The sequence below is a fragment of the Pyrobaculum sp. genome (assembly GCF_049971835.1).
GTDB lineage: Archaea > Thermoproteota > Thermoprotei > Thermoproteales > Thermoproteaceae > Pyrobaculum.
On record NZ_JBMFKV010000265.1, the window covers coordinates 1 to 2185 of the forward strand.

Annotated in this window: 1 protein-coding gene and 2 pseudogenes; 1 reads left to right on the forward strand and 2 read right to left on the reverse strand. The window is 50.3% G+C overall.

Features of this window, described 5'->3' with window-relative positions:
• Nucleotides 1–765 (forward strand): annotated as a pseudogene (locus ACP5J3_RS13485) (hypothetical protein); the annotation flags it as partial.
• A gap of 311 nt (nucleotides 766–1076) precedes the next feature.
• Here ACP5J3_RS13485 and ACP5J3_RS13490 read toward each other — a convergent pair.
• Nucleotides 1077–1757 (reverse strand): hypothetical protein, encoded by a 681-nt coding sequence (locus tag ACP5J3_RS13490; protein WP_428496161.1) that lies wholly within the window; start codon nucleotides 1755–1757, stop codon nucleotides 1077–1079.
• Nucleotides 1758–1897: 140 nt separating this feature from the next.
• Nucleotides 1898–2185: pseudogene (locus tag ACP5J3_RS13495) on the reverse strand (hypothetical protein); the annotation flags it as partial.

The window sequence follows — 2185 nt, forward strand, 5'->3', positions numbered from 1 at the left end:
GGGCTCGCCTCGGTCTACGAAAAACGCTTTAGCTACGGCATCGCGTTGCAAGAGGACGTGGCCGATTTCGTAAACATATCCTTCAGAATAGAGCCCCTCGCCTACACCCTCGGGGCGCAGTACAGCGGCGCCCGCTCGTCTGCCATACCTCCCGCCGGGAGGATTTACGCTATCTATCTATGGATGTCGGGGAGGTACGAGGTGTATAGAGTCGAGTACTACATAGCCGATGTGAGTGGGTGTCTTTTGGTGGATCAAGACTGGCTGTACCGGGTGTATCCAAACGGGGTGCAGATCAGCGGCAACACCATCGTGATGGGGGTGGCCGACGTCACAAACACACCAGATGCCCAGGTGGTGGGCTCAACAACTATTCATTACAGAACTTACACGGGGACTGGCTCGCAGATACCTCAATACAACGTCCAGATAAGTGAGCTGGCTGGCTGGTTTTACCAGGAGTGTCCAGGTTCGCTGACGGCGCCGGACGTGGGCGCCGGCGTGGATCTGGGGAAGAAGGTAATTGAACGTGCTAAAAAAGCTGGCAAGATCGTAATAGAGAGAATCGCCAAGGTGGTCGAGATGATAGGAATGGACGTGGCGTGGACGGGCGGGACGCAGACCTTCGTCGTGCTCGGAGATGCTAGTTTTGACGCATCTCGGGGCAAGTCCTTTTCTGCCTATTTCTACACGACGCAACATAAGGTGGAGATACCTAGTTGCGGCAGGGTGGATCTGCCGTTTCTATACGTGGAATTCAGATAAACACGCCTTTTTTCTGCATAGGTGGGATGTGTCCCACTTTCTAGCTAACCGTATTCTCTATAATCTAGCAAGTGTGGAGAGTATCGGCCGAGGCGAATTAAATGTTCCTGCGAATTTGGGGCTTAGAGATCTGGGGGTGTGCCGATCTTGTAGATGACGTGTTAGATATGTGACAGCTCCTTAGATGGCTCTGTGATATGTCTCTGGAGGGAGATCTGATGTACGTTTATCTTGGCCGTATTCGTTATGTTGTAGGTCGTAAGGGGGGTGAGGCGGCGGTGCTGTGGTCTGGGAGTGAGAGTGATGTGTTATTAGCTTGGTGGCGGCTTCTGTTTTTGTAATAGTGTCTTTAGCGCGTATATGGCGGCTGCTAGGTTTATGATGATGGCTACTGCGGTGAGCATTTGTGGGAGTATGTAGCTTACTTTATGAATGACTGGTGGTCTCATTTCCTGGCTACCGAGTTGCTTTTCAAGAAGTTTTTTGGAGAAGCCTAGAGCTGAGAGGTCCAGCCCGACGGTGGGGGTTGCATAGAAGATCGTGGTAAATGCCGCTGAGTTGTAAATTTTAAATCTTTTCTCGCAGGGTATAGTGCATGTGGCTGTCTTAGGTTCGGCGTTTTTAGATACGACTGTGGCTTGTACGTCGATTTTGCCGTAGAGCTTTAGCTTGACCCCTGGCAGTACGCTGTACTCAATTTCGCGCCGCTCGCCGGGCTTTATGTCAATTTCGCGGCTGAAGTGTAGGCCGCCTATCAGGGGCAAGTCTTGTTTCACAGATATGTCTAGAGTTAATTTACCGCTCTTTGGCTGGAACGAGAGCGCAAGCTCTTCTCCGGGCCACAATATGTAGGTTTTTGAGATGGTGGATTCTATATCTGCGGCGTATCTTACATCAACTATCACGCCGTAGTTCTCAAAGTGCCAAGTTGCGGTCACAGTGATACCATAAATGCACATAGCAAATAATAATAAATATGCAATATATTTCATAATTATGTAGGTTAAAGCAACTATATAAGCATTATGATTCCTACGTAATCTCTAAAGTTTGCATGGTTTAACTGCTAGACAGTGTAATGACCTCGTTATCATGAGTTGCGCCGCGGAGTGGGGCTTCACCGTTGTTTTTCTCACCACCTTAATTTTTGCCGCACATTGCCTAGTATTGCGCTGTATGCGTTTTTCCAGCCTTCTCTTGTGATTTTGTGGTATGCCTCGTCGAGGTTTATGCTGTCTACTATATGTGCTATGAATTTGGTGATCCAGAGGGCTAGTTCGGTTTTCTTCTGTGGGGTGAGGGTGTGCCACAGCTCGTGTGCGGCTTCTATTGGGTTGGGTGGGTGGGCTCCGCACACCACCAGTTCCTCTCCTCTCACTGCGCCGAGGGCTAGGGAGGGGGTGGGCGGGGGGCTTGGCGG

What these genes read in the sequence shown, in the direction of transcription:
- ACP5J3_RS13490 (WP_428496161.1), bottom strand. Translation starts at nt 1,757, where the DNA reads ATGAAATATATTGCATATTTATTATTATTTGCTATGTGCATTTATGGT.